This is a genomic window from Streptomyces sp. NTD91 (assembly GCF_059510455.1).
Genome location: NZ_JCAJZW010000017.1, coordinates 38,044 through 63,276, shown reverse-complemented (window position 1 = coordinate 63,276; position 25,233 = coordinate 38,044). Strand labels below are relative to the sequence as shown.

Sequence of the window (25,233 nt, the reverse complement as noted above, 5' to 3'; positions counted from 1 at the left end):
TGTGGCGTCCCGCATCCGGAAAGGTCTCCCATGGCACCGCGCATCCTGCTGGCCCGGCACGGACAGACGGACTGGTCGCTGTCCGGCAAGCACACCGGCAGGACCGACGTGCCGCTGCTGGAGGAGGGGCGGCGGGGAGCCAAGCTGCTCGGCGAACGCCTGCACCGGGCCCCGCTGGACGGGGTACCGGGGGCGGAGGTGCGCACCAGTCCGCTGGTGCGCGCGCGTGAGACCTGTGAACTGGCCGGCTTCGGCGACCGGGCCACCACCTGGGAGACGCTCATGGAGTGGGACTACGGCGCCTACGAGGGCCTCACCCCGGCCGAGATCCAGGCCGCGTGCCCGGGATGGCTGATCTGGCGGGACGGGGTGCCGCAGGGCGAGAGCATCGCCGAGGTGACCGCGCGCGCGGACGAGGTGGTGGCGTGGGCCCGCTCCGCCGACCGGGACGTCCTGGTCTTCGCCCACGGCCACATCCTCCGCTCCATAGGCGCGCGCTGGCTGGGCCTCCCGCTGGACTTCGCCGCGCGGATCCGCCTCAATCCCACCTCGCTCTCGGTCCTGGGCTGGGCCTACGGCGAGCCGGCGATCGAGAGCTGGAACGACCTGGGGCACCTGGTGCACTGACGGCCGTCAGGCCCGCGCCGCCCGCGGCATGGAGGCGTGCCGGTCCAGGAACTCCGACACCCCCGACGCCCGCCGGTGCGGCAGGAGCACGCGCGCGGTGCCGGCCAGCATGCCCTGGATGCGGGACGACTGGACCTGGTCCAGCAGGGACAGCACGCGCAGGCCCGCGGCAGCCGCCTCGTCCGGCCGCCCCTCACGTGCGAGGTCGTCGGCCAGTTCCGCCGTGTAGAGCGCGATGTTCCGGGTGAAGTGCGGGTCCTGCAGCTCGGTCGCGCGGTACGCGTGCCGCGACGCCCGCCGCCAGTCGCCCAGCGTGGACCAGCACTGCGCCTCCAGCCCCTCCAGCTCGGCCTCGCCGTAGAAGCTCATCCACTCCGGGTCGGCGTCGGAGCGGCCCCGGGCGAACAGGGCCTGCGCCCGGGCGAGCGCCCGTTCGCAGCCGGTGCGGTCGGCGAGCCCCGCCCAGCCGCCCGCCTCGCGCAGTGCGAGCAGGGACATCAGGCGCGCCGAGCCCAGCGGAGCGGCCGCGCGCTGGGCGGCCTGCGCGGCGCGCACCGCCTCCCGGGGACGGCCGGCGTCCCGCGCCAGGAACGCGGTGTTGCAGAACGCGTGCGCCTCCAGCGCCCGGTCACCGGTCATGCGGGCCGTGGCCAGCGCCTCCGCGTAGTGCGAGCGGGCGTCGTCGAAGCGGCCCGAGTCGTGCGCCAGCCAGCCCACGGAGATGGCGAGTTCACCGGCGCCCGCGTGCAGCCGGTCGGCGCTGGTCTGCCGGGTGGCGCCGGCGTCCAGCAGGGCGTAGGCGGCGCGCAGCGGGGCCGCGGCGCGCCGGTAGAGGCCGTCCGCGCCGTGCCGGTCGTCGAGCAGCCGGATCCGCCGGACGGCCTCCTCCAGGGCGGCGGCCTCGGGGCTGCCGGGCCGGCGCGAGAGACGGGCCGCCGGCGAGGCGTCCGTGGCGAGCCCCAGCGGGCCCAGCGTGGCGGCGGCCACCGTGGCGCCTCCGCCGGTCATGAATGCGCGACGCAGCACGTCGCTCTCCTCGTGGTTCAGGTGGTCTTTCGCGTGCGGTTCTGGCGCGCCGCACGGGTCCTGCGTGTCATACGGATCGACGGGCCGACGCGACTCACCGGGCGCCTCGGCGGCCGGCGCCCCGGCCGCGTCCGCCGTCGTACGGGACGCGCGGCCACGGACGGACGAGCGGGGCGCGAAGCCCAGGTCGGTGAGCGTGCGGCCGGGGAACATGTGCAGGAACACCCGTTCGTAGGCGTAGTTGGGGCAGCGGATCTCACCCGCCTCCACCCTTCCGACGTAACGCGCGTCACAGCTCACCCGCTCACCGATCTCGCGCGCGGCGCGCCGTACGAGCGCCGCGAACTCGGCCGGTGAGCGCCTGCCGCGCAGTTGCCGGAAGGCGAGGTTCGGCCGGGGTGGCCGGTCGGGCTGTGACGAGGTCACGGTTGACGACGCCATGGCCGGGTCCTCTCGTGCGAACCGTCGAACCATGCCGGACCCGGGACGGTTTCGTGACGAGTTGTCCGAGTGGCGCCCTGGTTCCGGCGGGCATGAACGTACCTGCTGTGAGGGACCCGCCACGCAGTGTTTGGCTACAAACCGGATATCTCATCCACGATCTGCCATGAAGTGCCATCCTTTGCGGCACACTTCGGGCGTATCCGTTGACGTGCTCGCGCGTTGGACATCACGGACCGCAACAGGGCTGTGTGGTGGAGGCCGTCATGGAGACCGGGGAGTCCCGCCGGAGCAACGAACGTCGTCCGTCGCCGTCCACGACGGTGGGAGACGCGTCGGCATGCGATCTCGTGACGGTACCGGCCCGGCAGGGCCTGGAGGCGGTCGACATCCTGCGGCGCGGCGCCGGTGACGCGGTGGGGCCCGTGCTGCACGACGGCGGCGCCACCCTCGGCTTCCTGGTCCCGGCGGGTACCGCCGCCGGCTGGGACGTGCCCGGCAGCACCTGCACCAGGACCGACGGACGCGGGCTCAGGCTGAACCCCGGGCCGCCGGTGGAGGGCTCCGACTGGCTGCTGCCGCCCGGCGAGGCCGATCTCGCCACCGACCCGACGGTGCTGCGCCGGGCCCTGGGGGAGGCGGCCCGCATGCTCGAGGCCGCCGACAACTGCAGGTAGCGGCACCGTACGGGCCCGCCGCGGGAGTCGCCGGCCGACCGGTCGGGCGCCGGAACCGCCGGCCTGCGAAAATGGACGGATGGGCAGGTCCAGGAACACACGGGACGCGCGGCGCACGCGACGCGGGTCGGCCGCCGCCGAGGCCGTCGTGGAGGCGGTCGACGGCGGACTCGCACAACTCGTCCCCGACCCCGACCGCAGCCGGGCCTGGATCCTGCTGATCGACGGCGCGCCCCAGTCGCACGTCGACCTGGACGACCCCGGGTATCTGTCCTTCGAGTACCAGCGCCGCCTCGGCCATGTCATCGACCTCATCGCCCCGCCCGGCAGGCCCGTGCACGCCGTGCACCTCGGCGGTGGCGCCCTCACCCTCGCCCGGTACACCGCCGCGACCCGGCCCCGGTCCACCCAGCAGGTCGTCGAGCGGGACGCGGGCCTGGTGCAACTGGTCCGCCGCGAACTCCCGTTGGACCCAGGCGCCCGGATCCGGGTGCGGTCGGCGGACGCCCGCGAGGGCCTGGCAAAGGTGCCGGACGGCTGGGCGGACCTGGTCATAGCGGACGTCTTCAGCGGCGCCCGCACCCCGGCCCACCTGACCTCCACCGAGTTCCTGGACGAGGTCCGCCGCGCTCTGAAGCCGTCCGGGGTCTACGCCGCCAACCTCGCCGACGGCCCGCCGCTGGCTCATCTGCGCGGCCAGATCGCCACCGCCGCCGCCCGGTTCGGCGACATCGCGCTGATCGCCGATTCCGCCGTGCTGGGCAGCAAGCGCTTCGGCAACGCCGTCCTGGTCGCCTCCGACGTCCCGCTCCCGCTGCCCGAACTCACCCGCCGCGCCGCCTCCGACCCGCACCCGGCCCGGGTCGAACACGGCAAGCCGCTCACGGACTTCACGGGCGGCGCGGCCCCCGTGACGGACGCGGCGGCGGTGGCCTCCCCGGCCCCGCCGCCGTCGGTGTTCCGGTGATCCGGCTCTCGCCGTGGGGGCTCAGTAGTTCCCGATCTCCACATGCGGCGGCCCGTCGTGCCACGTGCAGAACACCGACACCCGGTCCGTGCCCCGGGTGAACTCCACCCGGATCCAGGTCTCCGTCTTCCACACCTGCATCGACCAGCCGGCCCCCGGGGTCGCCGAGACGAGTGTCGCGTCGGTCGCACCCAGATCGAACACCGCCCGGCCGCCGTCGGTGTCGTACGACTTGACCCGGCCGGACGGCGCGGAGGCGGAGGACGCGGGTCCCGAGGGCCGCGTGGGGGTCGCTGCCGGTGCCGTGGGTCTCCTCGACGGCTGCCGCCACGGGGATCGGTCGGGCGCCGGCGAGGGCAGGGCCTGGGAGCCCTGGGCCGTCGCGTCGGCGGCCGTGACCGGCAGGGCGCGCGGAGGGTCGTACGCCGTCCCGGCCATCACCGTGTGCACACCCCACCACGACAGCGTGACCGCCGCTCCCGTCGCGAGCAGCCACGCCAGTACGTGTACGAGTCCTCTGCGCATCGCGGGCCATACTGCCTCAAGGACACCGCCGTGCGCACATACTCCGGGTTGTCCACAGGCGCCCGCCCGGTGCGGGCCGCATGGCGTACGGTGCGGCGCATGGCAAGTGTGCTCGTGGTCGAGGACGACCAGTTCGTACGCTCGGCGCTCATCCGGCATCTCACCGAGGCCGCACACACCGTGCGCAGCGTCGGTACGGCCCTGGAGGCGCTGCGCGAGGTCGCCCATCTCCGTTTCGACCTGGTCATCCTGGACCTCGGACTGCCGGACCTGGACGGCTCCGAGGCGCTGAAGATGCTCCGCGGCATCACCGACGTCCCCGTCATCATCGCCACCGCCCGGGACGACGAGACGGAGGTCGTCCGGCTGCTGAACGCCGGCGCGGACGACTACCTGACCAAGCCGTTCTCCGTCGAGCACCTCTCCGCGCGGATCGCGGCCGTGCTGCGCCGGACCCGCTCCGGCGGCGGGGAGGCCCCGCCCTCCTCCGTGCTCCGGGTCGGCGGCCTGACCGTCGACCCGCTGCGCCGTCAGGCCGAGCTGGACGGGGCCCGCCTCGACCTCACCCGCCGCGAGTTCGACCTGCTCGCCTTCCTCGCCGGCCGGCCCGGGGTCGTCGTCCCGCGCCGGGAACTCCTCGCCGAGGTCTGGCAGCAGTCCTACGGCGACGACCAGACCATCGACGTCCATCTGTCCTGGTTGCGCCGGAAACTGGGGGAGACGGCCGCCCGGCCGCGTTATCTGCACACGCTCCGGGGTGTCGGCGTGAAGCTCGAACCCCCCACGGAGTCCTCCGCGGACGGGGGGCCGTCGCGATGAGATGGGCCCTGGTCAAGGTCTGCCTGGCGGTCACCACGATGGTCGTCGTCGCCTTCGCCGTCCCGCTCGGCCTGGTCGTCAAGGAGATGGCCCGCGACCGGGCCTTCGCAGGCGCCGAGCGGGAGGCCGCCGCCGTCGCGCCCGCGCTGTCCATCACCACCGACCGGGACAAGCTGGAGCGGGTCGTGGCCTCGGCAGGCGCCGACTCCGGGATGGCCGTGCACCTGCCCGCCGACGACGGCCGGTCCGCCCTCGACCTCGGCCGGCAGCGCGCCGCCGACCGCGACATCCAGGCGGTCCGGAGAATGGGCCGGGCCTCCACGACCACGGTGGCCGGCGGTTCCACGCTGCTCCAGCCGGTGGCGCTCGGTTCCGGCGACATCGCGGTCGTCGAGGTCTACGTCCCCGAGTCCGAGGTGACCAACGGCGTCGGCACGGCCTGGGCGGTGCTCGCGGCCGTAGGTCTCGCCCTGATCGTCGGCTCGGTCGCCGTCGCCGACCGGCTCGGGGTGCGCATGGTGCGGCCCGCCCAGCGGCTGGTCGAGGGCGCGCACGAACTGGGCGAGGGCAAGCTGGGCGCCCGGGTGCCGGAGGACGGGCCCACCGAACTCCGCCTTGCCGCAGTCGCCTTCAACTCCATGGCCGACCAGGTCGTCCAACTTCTCGCGAACGAGAGAGAGCTGGCGGCCGACCTCTCGCACCGGCTGCGCACGCCGCTGACCGTGCTGCGGCTCAACGCGGCCTCGCTGGGCGGCGGACCGGCCGCCGAGCAGACCCGGGCCGCCGTGGCACAGCTGGAGCACGAGGTCGACACCATCATCCGCACGGCCCGCGAGGCCAAGCCGCAGACGGTCGCCGCCGGGCCGGGCGCCGGCTGCGACGCGGCCGAAGTGGTGCGTGAGCGGATGGAGTTCTGGTCCGCGCTCGCCGAGGACGAGGGCCGCAAATGGCGGGTGGCCGGCGTGGAGCGGCCGGTGCGCATACCCGTGGCCCGCGCCGACCTGGCCGCCGCGCTCGACGCCCTGCTCGGCAACGTCTTCCGGCACACCGCCGAGGGCACCGCCTTCGCGGTGGACGTGCACAACGGTGAGGACGCGGTGATCGTGCTGGTCTCCGACGCGGGCCCCGGCATACCCGACCCGGCCGCCGCGATGGCCCGTGGCCGCGGCTCCGGCACCGCCGGGTCCACCGGCCTCGGCCTCGACATCGTGCGCAGGCTCGCCGAGTCCACCGGCGGCGACGTCCGCATCGGCTCCTCGGTGCTGGGCGGCACCGAGGTGCGGATCTGGTTCCAGCTGGACGGCCGCAAGCCGGCCGGCCGGGGGCACCGGATGCGCCGCCGCCGACCGCGCAGACTGGTCACGACTGGTCTCGACCATTAATCGTCCCCGATCCCTTCCTTAAGCGAACCCTAAGGTCTGCAACCGTCGTCCCACTCAAGACATTTGTCCGATTCCGGGTCGCTAGCGTGCTGCCGCACCCCACCTCCCCTTGAACAGCGAAGGCAGGCACGCGCATGACCACGCACCGGCGCAGGATCAGTGGCAGGAACAAGGCGATCGGCGGGCTCGTGGCCGCGGCTGTGGTCGGCGGCGGCGCCCTCCTGCTCACCGGCACCGCCAACGCGGCCGGCGTGAACGCCGCATACACCAAGACCAGCGACTGGTCGACCGGCTACACCGCGCAGTACGTCGTCACCAACAACAGCGGTCAGAGCGAGAAGACCTGGACGCTGGAGTTCGACCTCCCGGCGGGCGCGAGGCTCAGCTCGCTGTGGAACGGCGAGTCGAGCGTGAGCGGTTCGCACGTCACCGTGAGGCCCGCCAAGTGGGACACCGAGGGTCTCGCCCCCGGCAAGTCGGTGACCGTCGGCTTCGTGGTCGACGGCAAGGGCGACCCGACCGGCTGTCGTATCGACGACGCCCGGTGCTCCGCGGACGGCGGTGCCACGCCCGAGCCGAGCGGCCGCCCCACCGAGTCCCCGTCACCCACCGCCGCCCCCACGTCCACCCCGACCCGGAGCAGCACCCCCACCCCGACCGCCTCCCGGACGACCGGCAGCGGCACGGGAACCGGCAGCGGTACCACCGCCGCCGCCGGCTTCGCCCCGTACGTCGACACCTCCCTCTACCCCGCCTTCGACCTGCTCGGCGCGGCCGACGCGACCGGCGTGAAGACCTACAACCTCGCCTTCGTCACCGACGGCGGCGGCTGCACCCCCAAGTGGGGCGGGGTGACCGACCTGACCAGCGACGCCGTGGCCGCGCAGATCGGCTCCCTGCGCGCCAAGGGGGGTGACGTCCGGGTCTCCTTCGGCGGTGCCTCCGGCTCCGAACTGGCCACCACCTGCTCCTCGGCGGACGCGCTGGCGGCGGCCTACGGCAAGGCGATCGACGCGTTCAAGCTGACCAAGGTCGACTTCGACGTCGAGGGCGGCGCGCTGCCCAACACCGCCGCCAACACCCGCCGCGCCCAGGCCATCGCCAAGCTCCAGCAGCAGCACCCGGACCTGGACGTCTCCTTCACCCTCCCCGTGATGCCCGAGGGCCTCACCCAGGACGGGGTGAACCTGCTGTCCGACGCCAAGTCCAACGGCGTGCGGATCGGCACCGTCAACATCATGGCGATGGACTACGGCGCCTCGTACAACGGCGACATGGGCGACTACGCACAGCAGGCCGCGACCGCCACCCAGGCCCAGGTCAAGAGCGTGCTCGGACGGTCCGACGCCGCCGCCTGGAAGACGGTCGCCGTCACGCCGATGATCGGCGTCAACGACGTCTCCTCCGAGGTCTTCAAGGTGGACGACGCCACCCAGCTGGTGAACTTCGCCAAGTCCAAGGGCCTCGGAGGCCTGTCGATGTGGTCCGCCGCCCGCGACAAGCAGTGCGACGGAGGCGCGAAGAACTCCGCCGATCCGACGTGCAGCTCGATACTCCAGGACAAGTTCGCCTTCTCGAAGGCCTTCGGCGCCTTCAACTGACCGCCCGGCACGCGGGGCCGGCCGGGCCCGCGTCCCGGCACCGAGCGCGGCCGGCCCGCGAGAGGCGCGGCCGGCCCCCCGACGGGCCGCGCCCCGCTCCGTCAGGCCGCCGACTCCAGCGGAGGCAGCGTCCCCGTCCGCGCCGCCCGCGCGTACCACAGCGCGCTGGACTTCGGGGTCCGCTCCAGCGTCGCGTAGTCCACGTACACCGCGCCGAACCGCTTGCCGTAGCCGTACGCCCACTCGAAGTTGTCCATCAGGGACCACAGGAAGTAGCCGCGGACATCGGCGCCGTCGGCGATGGCGCGCCGGACCTCCGCGAGGTGGCCGTGCAGATAGGCGATGCGCTCCGGGTCGTGGACCCGGCCGTCCGGGTCGGGCTTGTCGTCGTAGGCCGCGCCGTTCTCGGTGATGTAGAGGGGCAGTCCGGGGGCCTCGCGGGTGTAGCGCTGGATCAGGTCGTACAGGCCCGTCGGATCGATCGTCCAGCCCATCTCCGTGCGCTCGCCCGGCGTCTGATGGAAGACCACGTCGTCGGAGCCCGGCCAGGGGGAGTGCTCGCTGGCGCCGTGGCCGTCCGCGCGCGGGCCCTTGATCTCCCCGGAGGCGGCCGACACCAGCGCCGGGGTGTAGTAGTTCAGGCCCAGCGCGTCCAGCGGGACGTTGATCGCGCGCAGGTCGCCGTCGAGGACGTACGACCAGTCGGTGATCGCGGACGTGGCCTCCAGCAGCGACGCGGGGTACGCGCCGTGCAGCATCGGGCCGTGGAAGACGCCGTTGGCCAGGTCGTCGATCCGGCGGGCCGCGGCCAGGTCGGCCGGGTCCTGCGAAAGCGGCCGTACCACCGAGGAGTTGAGGCTGACGGCGACCTCGTTGCGGGCGGGCATCACCGAGCGCAGGGCGGACGCCGCGAGGCCGTGCGCGAGGTTGAGGTGGTGGGCGGCGCGCAGGGAGGCCACCGGGTCGGTGCGGCCGGGGGCGTGCACACCGGAGCCGTAGCCCAGAAAGGCGCTGCACCAGGGCTCGTTGAGGGTGATCCACTGCTCCACCCGGTCGCCGAGTGCCTCGCCGACCAGCTCGGCGTACTCGGCGAACCGGTACGCGGTCTCCCGCTGCGGCCAGCCGCCCGCGTCCTCCAGCTCCTGGGGCAGGTCCCAGTGGTACAGGGTGAGCGCCGGCCTGATGCCGTGGGTGAGGAGTTCGTCGACCAGCCGGCGGTAGAAGTCCAGGCCGCGCTGGACCGCCGGGCCCCGGCCGGTGGGCTGCACCCGGGACCAGGAGACCGAGAAGCGGTACGCGGTCAGGCCCAGCTCGGCCATCAGCGCCACGTCGTCACGGTAGCGGTGGTAGTGGTCCACGGCGATGTCCCCGGTATCGCCGCCGGCCGTCTTGCCCGGGGTATGGCTGAAGGTGTCCCAGATCGAGGGGGTGCGGCCGTCCTCCCGCACCGCCCCCTCGATCTGGTACGCCGAGGTCGCGGCACCCCAGAGGAAGGCGGGAGGAAAGGTCACGGAGGTAACGGGTTCAGGCATGGAAGCGCTCCCATTGGGGGTCGTAGGAGACCTGGCGAGACAGGTGGGAAGAGGGGGAGGGGGCCGGGACGGCGGTGACCCGGCCCCCGGGAAGAGCCGCCGGCGAAAGCCGTCGAGGGGTGCCGTCAGCCCTTGATCGCGCCCTGCATGATCCCGCCCACGATCTGCTTGCCGAACAAGATGAAGGCGATCAGCAGCGGCAGGGTGCCCAGCAGGGCGCCGGCCATGATCACCGCCTGGTCCGGGACGTACCCGGTGCCGAGCGAGTTCAGGGCCACCTGCACCGTCGGGTTCTGCTGGTTCAGGGCGATGATCGGCCACAGGAAGTCGTTCCAGGCGAACACGAACGTCAGCAGGCCGAGGACGGCCATGGCCGGGCGCGCCGCGGGGAAGACCACGTGCCAGACGATCCGCAGGCTGCTCGCCCCGTCCACCCGGGCCGCCTCGATCAGCTCCGTCGGCAGTGCCTGCACCAGGTACTGCCGCATGAAGAAGGTGCCGAAGGCGGTGACGAGACTCGGCAGGATCACGGTCTGCAGCTGGTTGGACCAGCCGAGGTTCGACATCCACAGGTACAGCGGTACGACGGCCAGCTGCGGCGGGATCATCATCGTGCCGATGGTCAGCAGCAACAGCAGGCTGGAGAAGCGGAACCGCAGCTTGGCGAAGGCGAACCCGGCCAGCGTGGAGAACAGCACCGTGCTCACCGTGATCGTGCCCGCCACGATCACCGAGTTGAACATCGCGGTCCCGAGCCCCGCCTGGTCCCAGGCCGTCTGCAGGTTCTTGAACAGGTTGCCACCGAACCACAGCGGCGGCGGGGTCTGGGCGAGCCGTCGGTCGGTACGGGAGGCGGCGATCGCCGTCCACACGAGCGGGGCGAGCGAGACCAGCGCGAAGACGGTGAGCACGACATAGGCCACGGGGCCCGCGTGCAGCTGCTTGCCGGCGCCCATCACCCGGCGACGGCCGGCCTGCCGGGGCAGGGTGAGTTCAGTGGTCGTCATTGGGACTTCCTCAGCCGTCGGGTGAGCAGCAGATTGACCGCGGCGATGATCAGCAGGATCAGGAACATCGACCAGGCGATCGCGGACGCCTTGCCGAGGTTGCCGATGATCCAGCCCTGGTCGTACATGTACAGGCCGAGCGTCTGGTACTGGTGCTCGGAGCCGCCCTTGGACCCGCTGACGCCGCCGAACAGCAGCGGCTCGCCGAAGAGCTGGGTGGCGCCGATCGTGGAGACCACGACCGTGAACAGGATCGTCGGGCGCAGCTGCGGGATGGTGACGTGCCGGAACTGCTGCCAGCGGTTGGCGCCGTCGATCGCCGCCGACTCGTACAGATCGGTCGGGATCGCCTGCATGGCGGCGAGGTAGATCAACGCGTTGTAGCCCGTCCACCGCCAGATCACGATCGAGGACACCGCGAACTGCGAACCCCAGTCGGACTCACGCCAGTTGATCGGGTTCACCCCGAAGAAGTGCAGGATCCAGTTGACCATGCCGCCGTCCCAGGAGTACAGCAGCGTGAACACCAGGGTCGCCGCGGCCACCGAGGTGGCGTACGGGGTGAGCATCACCACACGCCAGACGGTCGAACCGCGCAGCTTGTAGTTCAGAAGGTGCGCAAGCCCGATCGCGGCCAGCAGCTGCGGCACGGTCGAGATGACACCGATGGTCAGGGTGTTCTTCAGCGCGTTCCAGAAGAAGTCCGAGGACCACAGCTTCTTGTAGTTGTCCAGACCCGCCCAGGTCTGGTGGTCCAGGGCCGACAGCTGCACGTCGTGCAGCGAGTACCAGGCCGTGTAGAGCAGCGGGACGAGCGTGAACGCCCCGAAGAGGATGAAGAAGGGGGACACGAACGCGTACGGCGACGCCTTCATGTCCCAGCGGTACAGCCGGCTGCGCCAGGAGTCGGGGCCCGCCGGGGTACCGCGACCGTGAGCGCCCCGGGCCGCGCCCGGCGGGGTGCCGGGCGCGGCGTCGGCGCTCGCCGCGGGATGCGCGAGAGCCTGCTTGGAGCTGGTCACTGGCCGAGCACGTCCTTGATCTCCTTGGACGCCGCGTCCCAGCCCTGGGACGGCGACTTGCCCTTCTGTTCGACCTGGAGGATGCCCACGTCGGTGATCGCGGAGTTGATCGGCTGGTCCTTGATGCCGAAGTACTGGACCGGGATGGTCTTCGCCGAGTCGGCGAAGATCTGCGTGATCGGCGCGTTCGAGAAGTACGCCGTGGTGTCCGCGGCCGGCTTCAGGCTCGCGTACGCCGACGGGGTCGACGGGAAGCTGGCCTGCTTGGCGAAGACCTTGGCCTGCTGCTCGGGCGCGGTCAGCCACTTGGCCAGCGCGACGGCCTCCTTCTGGTGCTTGCTCGCGAGCGGCACGCCGAGGAAGGAGCCGCCCCAGTTGGCCGCGGTGGGCGCCGCCGCCACGTCCCACTTGCCCTTGCCGGAGTCACCGGACTTCTGCTCGATGTAGCCGAGCATCCAGGCCGGGCAGGCGACGGTGGCGAAGGTGCCGTTGGCGTAGCCCTGGTCCCAGGTGGGGTCGAACTGCTTCAGCTTCGCCGACATGTCGCTGGTGGCGACCTCCATCGCGACGTTCCACGCCTTCTTCACGCCGTCGGACTTGTCCCAGACGACGTTGCCGTCCTTGTCGTAGTAGCGCTCGTCGCCGCCGCCGAGGGCCGCGTTGTAGACGGATGCCGCGGAGTCCACGAACTTGGTGCCCTTGGGCGCCTTCTTCATGTACTGCTTGCCGACGTCGACGTACTTGGCCCAGTCGCCCTTCCACATCTCGGCGAGCTTGGTCCGGTCGGTCGGCAGTCCGGCCTTCTGGAGCAGGTCCTTGCGGTAACAGATGGCCATCGGGCCGATGTCCGTGCCGAGCCCGATGAGCTTGCCGTCCTTCGTGGTGGCCTGGGCGTTCTTCCAGTCCAGCCACTGGGACTTGTCGACCTCCTTGCCGAGGTCGACGAACTTGCTCGCCTGGGTCTGCACGGCCTCGGTGATGTTGCCCACCTCGATGGCCTGGATGTCGTCCGTGCCGGAGCCGGCCTGGAGGCGGGTGAGCACCTTCGGCCAGTACACGTCGGTACGGGTGGTGACGTTCTCCTTGATGTTGATGTTCGGGTGGAGCTTCATGTACTCGTCGTAGAGGCCGGCCTGCTTGTAGCCGAAGACGCCGAAGGTGCCGACGGTCAGCGTGATCTTGCCTTTGCCACTGCCGTTTCCGCCGCCGGAGTCGTTCGACGAGCCGTCGTTCGAGTCCTTGGCGCAGCCGGCCAGCAGCCCGGTGGTCAGTGCGGCCACGGCCGCGAGGGCCATCAGCCGCTGTGACCGGCGGATGCTCGTGCGCATTGCGTCCTCCTGTTGCCTGACGTGCCGACCCCCCGGCCAACTGCATGGATTTTGGGCCCGTTCGTACGCGCTGCGGCTCGGGCGGGGAACGTGCGGGTTGTGTAGGTGTCAGGTACTGTGGGAGCGCTCCCACCAGTGATGTGTTGAAGAGTCGCTGGTCGACGCCGGGGTGTCAAGGGAGCGGACGCGGACAACTGCGTTCGGTTATCTGAGCGTTAACTGGAGGCGCTCCGCGGCGGCGGTCGTCGATATCCGGCCGACCGGCGGCGGAGGGAAAGTGGCGGAGTTCGAGGAGGGGCCGAAGGTCGTCACGCGACGGGACGCGGGGGGTGGCACCCTCGGGACGGTCGCTGCGGCGAACAGGGCTGTTACATTCCAGGCCAGCACCACGAGTCGGTCGAGAGGGGCGAATCCCATGGTAAGCCACGGAGCGCGGGGCCGGAGCGGAGGCCGGCCGACGCTCGAGGAGGTCGCCGCCCGGGCCGGGGTGGGCAGGGGTACGGTCTCCCGGGTGATCAACGGCTCGCCCCGGGTGAGCGACGCCACCCGTGCCGCGGTGGAGGCGGCGGTCGCCGAGCTCGGTTACGTCCCCAACACGGCCGCCCGCGCCCTGGCCGCCAACCGCACCGACGCCATAGCCCTCGTGGTCCCCGAACCCGAGACCCGATTCTTCGCGGAACCGTACTTCTCGGATATTCTGCGCGGTGTCGGCTCGGAACTCTCCGACACCGAGATGCAGTTGCTGCTGATCTTCGCGGGCAGCGACCGTGAGCGCCGGCGCCTCGCCCAGTACCTGGCGGCCCACCGGGTGGACGGCGTCCTGCTGGTCTCGGTGCACGCCGACGACCCGCTGCCCGACATGCTGTCCCAGCTGGAGATCCCGGCCGTGATCAGCGGCCCCCGCTCGGCCGGCGAGACGCTCACCTCCGTTGACTCCGACAACTACGGCGGCGCCCGCTCGGCCGTGGAGCACCTGCTGTCCCGGGGCCGCACCCGCATCGCCCACATCACCGGGCGCCTCGACGTCTACGGCGCCCAGCGCCGCGTCGACGGCTACCGCGACGCCCTGCGCGACGCGGGCCGGGAGCCGGACGAACTCCTCGTCGAACCCGGGGACTTCACCGAGGAGGGCGGCCGCCGCGCCATGTCCGTGCTGCTGGACCGCCGCCCCGACCTGGACGCGGTCTTCGCCGGCTCGGACGTGATGGCGGCCGGCGCCCGGCAGGTGCTGCGCGAGGCGGGGCGTCGCATCCCCGACGACGTGGCCCTCGTGGGCTACGACGACTCCGCCATAGCCCGCCACATGGACCCGCCGCTGACCAGCGTCCGCCAGCCCATCCAGGAGATGGGCCGCGCCATGATCGACCTGCTGCTCACCGAGATCGCCGACCGCCGCCCGGCCGTGTCCCGCGGCCTTGAGCCACGGCACGCGGTGCTCCCCACGGAACTGGTGCAGCGGGCGTCGTCGTAGCCGGGCGGTTCCCGCGCGCCCGGGTCCGGCCGTGCCGAGGACGCATGGGGCGAACCTCGCGGCGGTGACGTGCGTCTCGGATACGCTGCTCACCGTCGTGCCGGTCTTCGGAGGGGGGACTCCGTGGCGGGATCAGCGGGAGAGGCGGACGCGGACGCGTACCGGTCGCTGCTGTTCTCCATCGCCTACGGGATGACCGGTTCCGTGGGCGATGCCGAGGATCTGGTGCAGGACGCCTTCCTCGGCCTGACCCGGGCACGCCGGGCCGGCACCTTGGTGACGAATCCGAAGGGGTATCTGACCACGGCGGTCACCCGGCTGGGCATCAACCACCTGAACTCCGCGCGGGTGCGGCGGGAGACCTACGTGGGCGACTGGCTGCCCGAACCGGTGGTGGTGTCCGCCGACCGGCCCGGACCGGCCGAGCACGCCGAGCTGTCCGACTCGCTGTCGATGGCGTTCCTCGTGCTGCTGGAGGCGCTCTCCCCGGTGGAGCGCGCGGTGTTCGTGCTGCGCGAGGTCTTCGGTTACGGCTATCCGGACCTGGCGCGGATGACCGGCAAGTCCGAGGCCAACTGCCGGCAGATCTTCGCCCGCGCCAGAAAGCGCCTCGGCCCCGGCGCACAGGCGGCTGCCGGCCCGGCACCGGCACGGCGCGCGGAGAGCGAGGAACTCGCCCGCACGTTCTTCGCGGCGGCCGAGGGCGGCGACATGGACGCGCTGCTCGGCATGCTCGCCCCGGACGTGGTGTTCCGGGGCGACGGCGGCGGCAAGGCACGGGCGCTCGCCCGGTCGGTGACCGAACCGCGGACCGTCGCGCAACTGCTGGTCGCCGGCCTTCGCCGGGCCGGGAGGCTCGGCGCCGTTCTCAGGGCGGCCCGGGTCAATGGCCGCCCCGGCGGGGTGATCCACGACGCCGAGGGGCGCGTGGCCAGCGTGGTGGAACTCGACATCGCCGACGGCAGGGTCCGGGCGATCCACTCCCTGTCCAACCCGGACAAACTCTGCCATCTCGGCCCGGTGTCCGGCATCGGGCGGCTGCCGCGGCGATGAAACCTCCGCGGGGCCGCCGTACAGACGACTCAGCCGGCGACGCGTCCTGCGACGACGTCACCGGCTGATCGGTGAGGGTGAGTGACGGGACCCGAACCTGTTTCGTATCCCTATCGTGACCTGCGCCTTTGCTGTGCAGGTGGGCAAATCTGGGCATACGGGTGACGGGTGATGACGCTGTGCGGCATTCGGTTCGGCCATGGCCGAACGCTCCGGCTGGGGACGATGGATGCATGAGCGCGGAGATCGCGCCCATGCGCACCAAGTGCCGGATGGAGATCCGGATTCACCCGTGAACAGGCGGTCCGCAGCAAGGCCGCGTCGGACTTGGCTTGGCTGATGTCACGGAACGCGTGACCAGGGCGTCCGGCCGCCGACCTCGCGCGGTGGACGGGCGGCCCGCTCAACGGTCGGCGCTGCCGGGCGGTACGACCCGTTCGGCGGGTTGTCCCGTCAGGGAGGCGATCATGTCGAAGTCGCGTCGTAGTGGAGGACTGTCCGCTGGTGCAGTTCTGCCGTGGCGGCGATCAGTAGGTCGGGGAGCGGCAGTGCGCGGTGGAAGCCTGCGTCGAGAGCGTGGCGTTGGACTTCCAGGGCGCGGACGAAGGTGTGGTCGTCGGCGTGAACGTAGTCGAAGGCGTGGAGCCAGGTGCTGATCCGGGTCGCCTCGGAGCCGTCCCGTGCAGAGTGGATCATCTCGTGCTCCGTGGGCTGGCACACTGCGAGGAGGTAACGCTCGTGGAGGGGCTTGAGCACCTCCTCGACACTCGGTTTCGTCCAGCGGGCGAGGGCGGACTTGTCGATCAGGTAGTGGTCCTGCATCAGGCGGCCCGGCCTCAAGCGGTCCTGCCGGTGGACGGCGATCCGCACCGCGGCAGGGCTGCCCCTCGCCGCGGGCGGCTCACCGGTCCGGCTGGGGGCGTACCAGCGATCCCCCGCTGAGCCGGCCGCCGGGTGGATCCCCGACGGCGGCCACCGCCCGGTAGGGGGTGCGAGAGGGGCACGCTATAGCACAGATGGAAAGAGCCGGGGAGCGACTTACCCGCGCTGGTCGGAGTACGGCACACTGGTGTGGATCCGGTGGTCTCCGGCCGGACGTGCACCGGCGGAAACAGGGGAGAAGGGAAGCCCGCAGATCCGTGAGTGACGAGTTCGACGCCTCGAAGCCCTCGGTCTCGGAGCCCGTTGACGAGGGCGCGTTCGGCATCGACGCGTTCTCCGTCGACGACCGGCTGCGGCTGTTCCACTTCGCCGCCGCCGAGAAGCGCCACGAGTACCTGTGGCTGCTGCGGGCCTTCGACCGCGGGCGTGCCAACTACCAGGTGCTGCTGCACGCTTCGGACGTGGTGGGGCTTCTGGAGCGGCTCGCCGTCGACCATCCCGCCGCGGGCGCCGTCGGCGGGCCCGCCGGTGTGCAGCCGCTGCTCGACGCGCTCGCGGAGTGGCAGGTCCTGGACCGCTCGTACGACGGGACGCGCGCCGCGAACCTTGCCGAGTACCGCAACCGCCACTACGTGTACCAGTTCACCCAGGCCGGATACCGGGCGTACCGGGCGGTGGAGGACGTGCTCGGCGCCAGCCTGGAGGACGCCCAGCTCTCCCGCCTCGTCTTCCCCGACATTCTCGGCGACCTGCGCGCCCTGGCCGAGGCCAACACCGCGGGCGACGGCGAGGAGGTGTACCGCAAGCTCGGCCGTCTCGACTCGGTGCTGAACGAGATGGCGCAGCGCGCCGCCCGCTTCTATCTCATGCTGGGCGACCTGGCGCGCACCAACGACACCCGGCCCGAGGTGTTCCTCGCCCACAAGGACACGCTCCTCGCGCACATGCGGGAGTTCACCGCCGAACTCGGCCGCTACGCTCCGCTGCTGGCCGAGGCCGTCGAGAAGGCCGCGGCCACCGGCGTGGACCGCATGATCGAGTACGCGGCCGAGGCCGACGAGCGGCTCTTCCGCAGCCCCGCCGAGCGTCTGGCGGACTGGCGGCACCGGTGGGACGGCATCGTCCACTGGTTCGCGGAGCGCGAGCACAGCGAGACCGAGCGGCTGCAGGACGCCACCGTCACCGCGATCCGCTCCGTCCTCGCTCTGCTGCGCCGGGTCACCGAGGCGCGCCGGGGCGGGGTGAGCCGGGAGAGCCAGCTGCGCCATCTCGCCCAGTGGTTCACCTCCTGCGAGAGCGACGAGGACGCGCATGCCCTGTTCCAGGCGGTCTTCGGGCTCGGTGCACCCCGCCACATCGCCGTCCCGTACGCCGATCCCGAGCTGATCCCGGGGCGTACGTCCTGGTGGGAGGCGGAACCGGTCGAACTCGCCCGCACCCTGGTCCAGTCCGGCCGCACCCCCGCCCTGCACGGCCCCGGCCGCATCGAACGCGACGACGACCGGCGGGCGCTGCTGCGCGCCGAACAGCTCAGGGAGCAGGCCGAGCGCCGGGTTGCCGCGAACTCCCTCGCCTCGGACGGTGTGTACGGCCGGACGCTCGACGAGCCCGAGACACGGGCTCTGCTGGCCCTGCTGGACGTGGCCCTCGCCGCCCGTGTCCCCGCCAGCCGCCGGGTCACCGCCGCTTCCGGCTCCGCCCACGGGGTACGACTCACCCTCACGCCCGCCGAGGGGTCCACCACCGTCGACACCGTGCGCGGGCGCCTCCATCTCGACGGGCTGCGCCTGGAGGTCACCGCATGAACCGTGCGAGCCGTACGAGCCGTCACCGGGGCGGGGCCGCATGAGCCGCGTCGCCGAGGGCGTCTCCCCGCTCGAACTCGCCGACTACCAGAAGGCGGTACGGCTCGTCCTGCGGCATCCGCTGATCACACCCGGGTACCCGGACAAGGCGGCGCTGGCGACCGTGCGCCGCTGGGCCGACCAGCTGCGCACCGACCTGATGGAGGTGTTCGGCCACCGGCTCGTCACCACCGCCGACACCGCCCGGCTCCAGCGCGCCCAGGACGGCCTGGACGCCACCCGCCCGGTCCTCACCCGCGCGGGACGGCCCTTCGACCGCCGCCGCTACGCCTACCTCGTCCTCACCCTCGCGGCCCTGGGCCGCCACGGCGCGCAGGTGGCGCTCGGCGAACTGGCCGACGCGGTCGCCGCCGACGCCGTACGCATCGACGGACTCGGCCTCGACACCGCGCGCAAGCCCGACCGGGACGCCTTCGTCGACGCCGTCACCTGGCTCACCGAGCGCGGCGCGCTCACCCTCGCCGACGGCTCCGCCACAGCCTGGGCCGGCGACCCCGAGCGGGCCGAGGCCCTGTACGACATCGACCGGGAGATCCTCCTCGCCGTCCATCACCCGACCCGCGTCCTGCAGCACCTGACCTCGGTCACGGCGCTCCTGGACTCGGCCGGTGCGCTGGGCATGTCCGCAGGGCGTGCGGCCCAGCGTCGCGACCAGGCCCGACGGGCCCGCCGTCTGGTGCTGGAGAATCCGGTCGCGTACTACGCCGACGCCGACACCGAACTCCTGGGCCAGCTGCGAGCCCCCGCCCTCGCCGAGGACCTGGAACGCCTGACCGGGCTGACGGTGGAGCGGCGGGCCGAGGGCGTGGCGCTCATCGACACCTCCGGCAGGCTGTCCGACATCCGTTTCCCCGGCGGCGGTACCGTCGCGCAGGCCGCGCTGCTGCTGGGCGCCCGGATCAGCGCCGCCGTCCAGCGTTCCGGACGGCACGCCCTCGAACTGCTGCCCGCGCCGACCGCCGCCGAACGCCTCGCGGCGCGCGCCCGGCGTATCGACGCGGCTCTGCCGTCGCGTGGTCCGGTCGCGGAACTCTCCGAACTCGCAGAGCCGGACGAGGCGTCGGCGTATGCGGTACCCGGTGACGAGGGGCAGGAGCCGGCAGAGACCCGCTACCCCTTCGTCACGGACTCCTGGCTCCGGGGCAGGCTCAAGGAGATCACCGCCGAGTACGGCGCGGGCTTCGCCGCCGACCTGCGCGGCGACCCGGACCGGCTGCTGGACCAGGCGCTCGATCTGCTGGCCGCCATGTCGCTGATCACCCGGGTCGACGGCGGGGCCCTCGCGCTTCCGCTGCTCGCCCGCTACCGGGGGGTCACCGCCCGCGTGAAAACCCGTACGGCGGCCGGGCCGCCCTCCCGGACAACCCTGTTCACCGACGACACCGCCAACGACACCGCCAACGACACCGCCAAGGACCCGACTCCGTGAGCACCTCCCCTCCCACCCGGGCCCCCGCCCCCTCAGCCCGGTTCGTCCCCACCCGCGCCGGGATCATCAACCTGTGGGACTATCGGGACGAGGAGTTCTCCTTCGCGGGCGGCTGGTTGGTGCTGCGGGGCCCCAACGGGTCCGGAAAGACCAAGGCGCTGGAGGTCCTGTTCCCGTTCGTCCTCGACGGCCGTATCGACCCCAAGCGGCTCAACCCGTTCGCCGCCGAGGACCGCACGATGAAGTCCAACCTGCTCTTCCGCGGGCAGGACAGCGCGCTCGGCTACGTCTGGATGGAGTTCACCCACCGGGAGACCGGCGAGGCCGTCACCTGCGGTATCGGGCTGCACGCCCAGCGGCACCGCGACACACCCGCCCGCTGGCACTTCGTCGCCGACGGTCGCGTCGGCCAGGACTTCTCCCTCCTCACCCCCGACGACCGGCCGATGACGAGGAAGCAGCTCGCGGCGGAACTCGGACGTGAGCCGATCACCTCCACCGCCGACTACCGTGCCGCCGTCGACCAGCGCCTGTTCGGCCTCGGCCCGGAGCGGTACGAGCAACTGCTCACTCTGATCCTCACCCTGCGCCGCCCGCAGCTCGCCAAGAACCTCGACCCGGCCAAGCTCTCCGACACCCTCACCGCCGGCCTGCGCCCGCTCGACGACGACCTGATCGCCGAGGCGGCCCGTTCCTTCGACGACATGGAGTCCGTGCAGCGCACGCTGGAGGGGCTGGCCGCCGCCGACGACGCCACCCGGGCCTTCCTCGCGAGCTACTCCACCTATCTGCGGGTCCACGCCCGCGCCGCCGCGGACCGGCTCACCGCCCGCCGCGCCGAGACCGCCGAGCGCGCCACCGCGCTGCGCACCGCCACCACGGACCTGGCGGCGGCCCGGGAACGGCAGGCCGCCGCCGAGAAGCGCGCCGAGTCGGCCGACGCCGAGCTCGCCGCTCAGCGCGCCCGTCTCGACCAGCTGCGCTCCTCCGCCGCCTACCAGGCCGTCGAGCAACTGGCCGACCTGGAACGCCTGGTGCGCACCTGCGAGCAGACCGCCCGGCAGGCGAGCGCCGAACGCGCACGCCGCGCGGCCGCCACCGGCCGCGCCCGGACCGAGGCCGAACACGCCGCCCGGCTCGCCGCGGAACTGGACGCCGCCGTCTCCCGGGACGCCGCCGCCGTCGCCGACCACGCCCACACCGCCGGCCTCCCCTGGACCCCGGCCGACGCCGAGCCCGCCCACCTCGCCGAACGCTCCGCCGCACTCGCCGCCGCCCGTCACGAGGGCGTCCGGGCCGTGCGCGCCGCCCAGCAGGCGGCACGCGGCGCCGAGCAGACCCGTGACCTCGCCCGGGTCTCCCTCGACCGCGCGCAGGAGGCCGTCGCCGCGGCCGAGACCGCGGAGACCGCCGCCGAGTCGGCCCTCGAATCCGCCCGCCAGCAGGCCCGTACGGCACTCGGCCGGTGGACACAGGCGCACGGCGGGCTCCTGACCGAGGAGGGGTCCGGCCGACTCGCCGAAGCCCTCGAACGCACCGGCGAGGCCGAGGCGGTCACGCTCGCCGATGCCTTCACCGAGGCCACCGCTCCCGCCGTGCAGGAACTGCGCGACACCCTCGCCTCCCTGCGCGCCCGGCGCACCGACGTCGAGCGCCGCCGCGCCGAGACGGAGGCCGAACGCGGCCGGATCGCCGCCGAACACGACGACGCCCCACCCCCGGCCCGCGGCCGCACCGCCGACCGGACACCCGGTGACGGCGTCCCGTTGTGGCAACTCGTCGACTTCGAAGAGGATCTGACAGAACGTCAACGTGCCGACCTGGAAGCGGCCCTGGAGGCGTCGGGCCTCCTCGACGCACTCGTCACCGCCGAGGACACCTTCGTGGCGGCCGGACACAGCGAAGGCTACCTTCGTGCCGGCGCCCCGGTGAACGGACCGAGCCTCGCCGATCTCCTGCGCCCCGAGAGCCCCGAGAGCCCCGAGAGCCCCGAGAGCCCCGAGAGCCCCGAGAGCCCCGAGAGCCCTGGGGCCGGCAACGCGATCCCGACCGCCGCCCGGATCACCGCCGTACTGCGTTCCGTCGCCGTCACCGGCGACCTCGACACCGGCATCCCGCACATCGGCCTCGACGGCCGGTACGGGGCCGGTGTCCTGGTCGGCGCCCACACCAAGGTGCACGCCGAGTACGTCGGCGCGCCCGCCCGCGCCCGCCGGCGCGCCGCCCGGATCGCCGCCTGCGAGGCGCTGCTGGCCGAACTCTCCGCCCAGCTCGACGAGGTGGCGCGCCTGCAGGCCCGTACGGACGCCGCCCTGGAGGCGTACGCCGCCGCCCGCGCCGCTCTGCCCCGCACCAGCGGCATCACGCAGGCCCTGCGCGAACTCGACCGGGCCGCGGCGCGGCTGCGCGCCACCCGCGACGCCGCCGACGCCGCTCAGGGCTCGTACGACGAGTCGGTGGCCGCCTGCTCGGTCGCCGAACGCGCTCTGCGCCGCACCGCGGCCGAGCACGCCATCGAGACCGAACGCGTCGACGCCGTCGAGACCGCCACCCGCGCCTTCGAGACGACGGTCCGCGAACTCGCCGCCCGCCGCCGCGAACACGCCCGCCAGATCGAGGCGGCCGAGGCCGCCGCCGAGCGGCTCGGCGGCGCCGCCGAGGACGAGGAGGCGGCGGCGGACACCGAGCGCTCGGCGCGCCGCCGGTACACCGAGGAGGCCGCGGGACTCGAAGCCCTCCGGACGGCCGTCGGGGCCGAGGCGCAGGAAGTGATGCGCCAGGTGCAGGAGACCGAGGACGGGATCGACGCCCTGGTGGGGGAGGCAGAGGCGGCTCGTACGGCCCAGCACGCCGCCATCGCCGGCACCGCGGCGGCCGAGGCCCGCCGTACGGCTGCCGCCGAGGCCGGGGCGGTCGCCGCGGCGGAGGAGAAGGAAACCGCCCGCGGGCTGCGCCCGTACGCGGCCCGTGAGCTCCTCGACATCCTGCGCTGCCCGCCCGGCCTCGCCTGGCCCGCCCAGGAGGCCGACTGGACGGAAGAGACACTGCCGCCGGCCGTGGTCGCCGTACACGAGGCGATCCAGTCCGCCACCCGCGACCTCACCCCCACCGAGACCAGCCTCAAGCAGTCCGTCACCCGTCTCACCAAGGCCCTGGACGACCTGCAGGCACAGCTCGCCGCCGCGGGACAGGACTACCGGCCCGAATGGGACGGCTCCTACGGCGTCATCCTCGTCCGTGTGGCAGACGAGGAGGGCCCGCTGCCCGTGGCGGCCTTCGCCGAGAAGATCGCCTCCCACCGCCGTGACCAGGCCGAACTGCTCTCCGAGTCCGAGCAGCGCATCCTTGAGGACGCCCTGCTCACCCGGCTCGCCCAGCAGATCCACGACCGCACGGTCGACGCCCGCGACCTGATCCGGCGGATGAACACCGACATGCGCCGGCGCACCATGTCCTCGGGGACCACGGTCGGCGTGAGCTGGCTGCTCGCCGACCACCTCGACGACGAGCAGCGCGCCGTCTGCGCCCTCCTCGACGCCGACGCCGCCCGCCTCGGCCCCGACGGGCTCGCCCGGGTGCGCACCCACTTCGCCGCGCAGATCAAGACCGCCCGCGCCCGCCACCGCGACCAGCCCTACCGCGAACTGCTCGCCGAGGTCCTCGACTACCGGCGCTGGCGGCAGTTCGCGTTCCAGCTGGTACGCCCCGACAAGACGGAGGAGAGGCTCACCCGCGCCCGGCACAGCCGCCTGTCCGGCGGTGAGCAGTCCGTGTCGCTGCACCTGCCGTTGTTCGCCGCCGCGCACGCCATGCTCAACTCCGCCGACCCGCAGGCCCCGCGCCTGCTCGCCCTCGACGAGGCCTTCGCCGGAGTGGACGACACCGGGCGCGGCGAACTCATGTCACTGGCAGCCCAGTTCGACCTCGACCTGTTCATGACCGGCTACGACCTGTGGGCCGCCCACGCCTCCGTGTCCGCCGCCGCCCACTACGACCTCGCGCACACCGCAGTCGACCACACCGTCTCCGCGCTTCTGCTCGTCTGGGACGGCGACCGGCTCCTCGCCGACGACACCGGCGACCTCACCGCCGCCCTCGGCTCGCCCGGCACCCGGCGCGCCCCGACGCCCGAGGAGGCCGCAGTTGTCGGCTGAGCAGCGAGAAAGCCATGGGTACGACGAGTTGCGGGGGGAGGAATGGACCCGCCTGCTCGCCGCCGCCCGCCGCAGACTGGAGCGCACCGGTGGCGCGCTCGACGGCGACATCGGGCTCACGGGGCCCAGCGAGGCAGAGCGCCGCACCGTCATCGGCATCACCGGCCGCTACCGGCCCGAGACCGTCAAGCGCCTCGCCGTACCCCTGCGTGACCTGGACGGGTATCTGTACGACCGTTATGGCACCGGTCTCCTCCAGACCCTCGGCCGGCTCCACGGTCCGCTGCGCGACCGGCCGGCCGAACGGGCCGACGAACTGGCCCGCCGTGAGCAGGCCCTGATGTCGGCCCACTCGAGTCGGCTCGCCGGGCAGGGATGGTTCGCCGCCTGGCTCGACCGCATCGCCGCCGACGGCACTCTCACCCGTCTCGTACGCCGCGGCGACGCGCCGCTTCTCGACGCGGCGGTACGCGTCCTGGAACGACTGACCGGTGACGGGGACCACCGTGCGGGCTCCCCGTACCGGGTTCCCGGTGTCCTGCCGCTTCCCGTCCTCGCCGAGTGGGCCACCGGCGACACCAAGGCCCTCGTTCCCGGCACCCCGCTCGAACAGCTCGTCCTGCGCGCCCTCGCCCGGCGCACCGGCGACTGCACCGTCGTACCGCAGAACCGGGCCGGGCGGCGAGCCCTGTGGGAGAGCGCCGGGGCCATCGCCGACGACCTCGCCAGCCAGGTACTCGTCCTCAACATCGGGGCCGAGGGCGACACCGTGGTCTGCGACTGGCTGCGCGATGCCGCCGACTTCGGCATCCCCTTCCGGCTCACCCTCCACCAACTCGCCACCGACCCCGTCGTCCCCGCCGCCCGCACCATCTACGTCTGCGAGAACCCGGCCGTACTGCGCGCCGCCGCCGGCGAACTCCAGGACGCCGGCGCCGCCCTCGTCTGCACCGAGGGCGTCCCGTCCGCCGCCTGCCACAAACTGCTCGGCGACGCCGTACGGGCGGGAGCCCGGCTGCACTGGCGCGCCGACTTCGACCGGGCCGGCCTGCGCATCACCGCGGACGCCGTGGCCCGCCACGGTGCCCGCCCCTGGCGGATGACCGCCGCCGACTACACGGCGGCACTCGTCGAGGGCGAGTCCACCCCGCTCGTGGGACCGCCCGCGGCCAGCCCCTGGGACCCCGGACTGGCCCTCGCGATGGAGGAATCGGGCCATGCGGTCATGGAGGAACGCCTCCTGCCCGCGCTCCTGTCCGATCTCACCCGCGCCTGAACCGGCGTCCGGTGGTGGTCGGACCGATTCGTCCACCACGGTGTGCCGGCCGGCATCCACCGGCGAGTCGGCGTCAGCGCCCGAGCCTCCTGGTGCTGACGGGAACGGCGGTGTCGTCTCAGGGGCGGGGCGACGTCGAGTCCGCTGAA

At 72.9% G+C, this 25,233-nt stretch carries 18 protein-coding genes and 1 pseudogene; 12 read left to right on the top strand and 7 right to left on the bottom strand.

Annotated features, from left to right (window positions below; translation table 11 throughout):
• Positions 1 to 30: 30 nt before the first annotated feature.
• Positions 31 to 627, top strand: coding sequence for a histidine phosphatase family protein (locus AC5WRT_RS19220; protein WP_496094956.1), 597 nt, complete (start codon positions 31 to 33; stop codon positions 625 to 627).
• Between the two features lie 6 nt (positions 628 to 633).
• On the opposite strand, the gene AC5WRT_RS19215 is transcribed toward AC5WRT_RS19220, so the two are convergent.
• Positions 634 to 2,094, bottom strand: coding sequence for an NsdA family TPR-like regulatory protein (locus AC5WRT_RS19215; RefSeq protein WP_496100435.1), 1,461 nt, complete (start codon positions 2,092 to 2,094; stop codon positions 634 to 636).
• Between the two features lie 266 nt (positions 2,095 to 2,360).
• Here AC5WRT_RS19215 and AC5WRT_RS19210 point away from each other — a divergent pair, with 266 nt between their 5' ends.
• The gene (locus AC5WRT_RS19210; protein WP_496094958.1) at positions 2,361 to 2,771 is read left to right on the top strand and encodes a hypothetical protein; all 411 of its coding nucleotides are present in this window, start codon (positions 2,361 to 2,363) and stop codon (positions 2,769 to 2,771) included.
• Positions 2,772 to 2,850: 79 nt separating this feature from the next.
• Positions 2,851 to 3,738: a spermidine synthase gene (locus AC5WRT_RS19205; RefSeq protein WP_496100434.1), complete on the top strand. Its 888-nt coding sequence runs from the start codon at positions 2,851 to 2,853 to the stop codon at positions 3,736 to 3,738.
• Positions 3,739 to 3,759: 21 nt separating this feature from the next.
• On the opposite strand, the gene AC5WRT_RS19200 is transcribed toward AC5WRT_RS19205, so the two are convergent.
• Positions 3,760 to 4,263, bottom strand: coding sequence for a hypothetical protein (locus AC5WRT_RS19200; protein WP_496094960.1), 504 nt, complete (start codon positions 4,261 to 4,263; stop codon positions 3,760 to 3,762).
• A 99-nt stretch (positions 4,264 to 4,362) separates the two neighbouring features.
• Between AC5WRT_RS19200 and AC5WRT_RS19195 the strand changes: the two genes are divergently transcribed.
• The 3 genes from AC5WRT_RS19195 to AC5WRT_RS19185 all read left to right on the top strand — a co-directional run bounded on the left by AC5WRT_RS19195 (position 4,363) and on the right by AC5WRT_RS19185 (position 8,065).
• Positions 4,363 to 5,082 (top strand): response regulator transcription factor, encoded by a 720-nt coding sequence (locus AC5WRT_RS19195; protein ID WP_496100433.1) that lies wholly within the window; start codon positions 4,363 to 4,365, stop codon positions 5,080 to 5,082.
• Positions 5,079 to 6,464: a sensor histidine kinase gene (locus AC5WRT_RS19190; RefSeq protein WP_496100432.1), complete on the top strand. Its 1,386-nt coding sequence runs from the start codon at positions 5,079 to 5,081 to the stop codon at positions 6,462 to 6,464. The genes AC5WRT_RS19195 and AC5WRT_RS19190 overlap by 4 nt, the downstream gene beginning before the upstream one ends.
• A 134-nt stretch (positions 6,465 to 6,598) precedes the next feature.
• Entirely contained in the window at positions 6,599 to 8,065 is a 1,467-nt protein-coding gene (locus AC5WRT_RS19185) for a cellulose binding domain-containing protein (RefSeq protein WP_496094963.1), read from the top strand.
• A 101-nt stretch (positions 8,066 to 8,166) separates the two neighbouring features.
• Here AC5WRT_RS19185 and AC5WRT_RS19180 read toward each other — a convergent pair whose 3' ends face one another.
• The 4 genes from AC5WRT_RS19180 to AC5WRT_RS19165 all read right to left on the bottom strand — a co-directional run bounded on the left by AC5WRT_RS19180 (position 8,167) and on the right by AC5WRT_RS19165 (position 12,954).
• A complete protein-coding gene (locus tag AC5WRT_RS19180; RefSeq protein ID WP_496094964.1) occupies positions 8,167 to 9,597 on the bottom strand; it encodes a GH1 family beta-glucosidase in 1,431 nt (476 codons plus the stop codon).
• 125 nt (positions 9,598 to 9,722) lie between these two features.
• Positions 9,723 to 10,604, bottom strand: a complete 882-nt coding sequence (locus tag AC5WRT_RS19175; protein WP_496094965.1) for a carbohydrate ABC transporter permease — start codon at positions 10,602 to 10,604, stop codon at positions 9,723 to 9,725.
• The gene (locus AC5WRT_RS19170; protein WP_496094966.1) at positions 10,601 to 11,626 is read right to left on the bottom strand and encodes a carbohydrate ABC transporter permease; all 1,026 of its coding nucleotides are present in this window, start codon (positions 11,624 to 11,626) and stop codon (positions 10,601 to 10,603) included. Before AC5WRT_RS19170 ends, AC5WRT_RS19175 begins: the two co-directional genes overlap by 4 nt.
• Entirely contained in the window at positions 11,623 to 12,954 is a 1,332-nt protein-coding gene (locus AC5WRT_RS19165) for an ABC transporter substrate-binding protein (protein WP_496094967.1), read from the bottom strand. The genes AC5WRT_RS19170 and AC5WRT_RS19165 overlap by 4 nt, the downstream gene beginning before the upstream one ends.
• A 415-nt stretch (positions 12,955 to 13,369) precedes the next feature.
• On the opposite strand from AC5WRT_RS19165, the gene AC5WRT_RS19160 reads away from it, so the two are divergent.
• Both AC5WRT_RS19160 and sigJ read left to right on the top strand, forming a co-directional pair.
• The gene (locus AC5WRT_RS19160; protein ID WP_496094968.1) at positions 13,370 to 14,425 is read left to right on the top strand and encodes a LacI family DNA-binding transcriptional regulator; all 1,056 of its coding nucleotides are present in this window, start codon (positions 13,370 to 13,372) and stop codon (positions 14,423 to 14,425) included.
• A gap of 123 nt (positions 14,426 to 14,548) precedes the next feature.
• Positions 14,549 to 15,478, top strand: coding sequence for an RNA polymerase sigma factor SigJ (gene sigJ / locus AC5WRT_RS19155; protein WP_496094969.1), 930 nt, complete (start codon positions 14,549 to 14,551; stop codon positions 15,476 to 15,478).
• Positions 15,479 to 15,881: 403 nt separating this feature from the next.
• On the opposite strand, the pseudogene AC5WRT_RS19150 reads toward sigJ, so the two are convergent.
• Positions 15,882 to 16,300, bottom strand: a pseudogene (locus AC5WRT_RS19150) (PIN domain nuclease).
• Positions 16,301 to 16,617: 317 nt separating this feature from the next.
• Between AC5WRT_RS19150 and AC5WRT_RS19145 the strand changes: the two are divergent.
• The 4 genes from AC5WRT_RS19145 to AC5WRT_RS19130 are packed head-to-tail and all read left to right on the top strand — an operon-like array spanning position 16,618 to position 25,084.
• Entirely contained in the window at positions 16,618 to 18,165 is a 1,548-nt protein-coding gene (locus AC5WRT_RS19145) for a TIGR02677 family protein (RefSeq protein ID WP_496100431.1), read from the top strand.
• A 40-nt stretch (positions 18,166 to 18,205) separates the two neighbouring features.
• Complete coding sequence (locus AC5WRT_RS19140) at positions 18,206 to 19,654, top strand: TIGR02678 family protein (RefSeq protein WP_496094971.1); 1,449 nt, start codon at positions 18,206 to 18,208, stop codon at positions 19,652 to 19,654.
• Positions 19,651 to 23,808, top strand: a complete 4,158-nt coding sequence (locus AC5WRT_RS19135) for a TIGR02680 family protein (protein WP_496100430.1) — start codon at positions 19,651 to 19,653, stop codon at positions 23,806 to 23,808. Before AC5WRT_RS19140 ends, AC5WRT_RS19135 begins: the two co-directional genes overlap by 4 nt.
• Entirely contained in the window at positions 23,798 to 25,084 is a 1,287-nt protein-coding gene (locus AC5WRT_RS19130; RefSeq protein WP_496094973.1) for a TIGR02679 family protein, read from the top strand. Before AC5WRT_RS19135 ends, AC5WRT_RS19130 begins: the two co-directional genes overlap by 11 nt.
• The last annotated feature ends 149 nt before the right edge of the window (positions 25,085 to 25,233 follow it).

Excerpts from the sequence above, each read along its gene's own strand:
- AC5WRT_RS19165 (WP_496094967.1), bottom strand. The coding sequence starts at position 12,954 with ATGCGCACGAGCATCCGCCGGTCACAGCGGCTGATGGCCCTCGCGGCC.
- AC5WRT_RS19215 (WP_496100435.1), bottom strand. The coding sequence starts at position 2,094 with ATGGCGTCGTCAACCGTGACCTCGTCACAGCCCGACCGGCCACCCCGG.
- AC5WRT_RS19190 (WP_496100432.1), top strand. The coding sequence starts at position 5,079 with ATGAGATGGGCCCTGGTCAAGGTCTGCCTGGCGGTCACCACGATGGTC.
- AC5WRT_RS19220 (WP_496094956.1), top strand. The coding sequence starts at position 31 with ATGGCACCGCGCATCCTGCTGGCCCGGCACGGACAGACGGACTGGTCG.
- AC5WRT_RS19175 (WP_496094965.1), bottom strand. The coding sequence starts at position 10,604 with ATGACGACCACTGAACTCACCCTGCCCCGGCAGGCCGGCCGTCGCCGG.
- AC5WRT_RS19200 (WP_496094960.1), bottom strand. The coding sequence starts at position 4,263 with ATGCGCAGAGGACTCGTACACGTACTGGCGTGGCTGCTCGCGACGGGA.
- AC5WRT_RS19180 (WP_496094964.1), bottom strand. The coding sequence starts at position 9,597 with ATGCCTGAACCCGTTACCTCCGTGACCTTTCCTCCCGCCTTCCTCTGG.
- AC5WRT_RS19205 (WP_496100434.1), top strand. The coding sequence starts at position 2,851 with ATGGGCAGGTCCAGGAACACACGGGACGCGCGGCGCACGCGACGCGGG.
- AC5WRT_RS19210 (WP_496094958.1), top strand. The coding sequence starts at position 2,361 with ATGGAGACCGGGGAGTCCCGCCGGAGCAACGAACGTCGTCCGTCGCCG.
- AC5WRT_RS19140 (WP_496094971.1), top strand. The coding sequence starts at position 18,206 with ATGAGCCGCGTCGCCGAGGGCGTCTCCCCGCTCGAACTCGCCGACTAC.
- AC5WRT_RS19195 (WP_496100433.1), top strand. The coding sequence starts at position 4,363 with ATGGCAAGTGTGCTCGTGGTCGAGGACGACCAGTTCGTACGCTCGGCG.
- AC5WRT_RS19160 (WP_496094968.1), top strand. The coding sequence starts at position 13,370 with ATGGTAAGCCACGGAGCGCGGGGCCGGAGCGGAGGCCGGCCGACGCTC.
- AC5WRT_RS19185 (WP_496094963.1), top strand. The coding sequence starts at position 6,599 with ATGACCACGCACCGGCGCAGGATCAGTGGCAGGAACAAGGCGATCGGC.